General features: G+C 59.9%; 2 protein-coding genes. Both read right to left on the reverse strand.

Annotated features, from left to right (window positions below):
- Positions 1–96: 96 nt before the first annotated feature.
- Positions 97–444, reverse strand: a complete 348-nt coding sequence (locus tag EXE44_RS15870) for a DUF5615 family PIN-like protein (RefSeq protein ID WP_241988325.1) — start codon at positions 442–444, stop codon at positions 97–99.
- A gap of 17 nt (positions 445–461) precedes the next feature.
- The coding region (locus EXE44_RS15875; protein ID WP_241991843.1) for a DUF433 domain-containing protein at positions 462–654 on the reverse strand (193 nt) is incomplete at its 5' end.

The following is a 654-nucleotide window of genomic DNA, read 5'->3' on the forward strand; positions in this document are numbered from 1 at the left end:
GCCGGAGATGAGACCGGTCGTTAGTGTCGCGGGCGCACATTTCGAATCAAAAAGCGGTAGCGCTGTAGAGTCGGGCATCGAACTGTTGACTGTCAGTCACCCGTGTAGCCAGTCGTACCACTCGTCGAGGTCAACGATCTCGTTTTCGATGTCCGTCGCTCCGTACTGGGTGAACACTTCGTCCACGACTCGCGCTACTCCTTCCGGATCCTCGTCGGGGCGGTTCTGATCGTAGTAGAGCAGTAGCCCGGCGTGGTCGATCTCCCGGTGTAGTTTCTCGAAGTTCCGCGCGTTGTTCGTCATCAGCGCGACACCGTGCTCGCCGCACCACGTCAGTAACTCAGCGTCTTCCGTGAACTCGCCGAACACGTCCTTCGCCTGCTCGACCTCGTAGCCCCGTTCGCTGAGCACGCGCTCGAACACTCGCCCGACGTGCTCGTCCAAGAGAATCCGCGCTCCCGTCACTGAATCGTTTCCTTCGGCTTCAGCGATGACTCGTGAATTCGCTCGAAGGCAGCCTCGTTTTCACGCTCGAACTCACGCATTTCCTCGACGTGCGCGTAGTAGTACGAGAGCGCCTCGTACACCTCGGAGAGGGAGAGTTCGAGTTGGTCTGCGACGTGTGCGGGCGACCGGTCGCTATCGACGACCCTG

This window comes from Halorubrum sp. SS7, assembly GCF_005435055.1.
GTDB lineage: Archaea > Halobacteriota > Halobacteria > Halobacteriales > Haloferacaceae > Halorubrum > Halorubrum salinarum.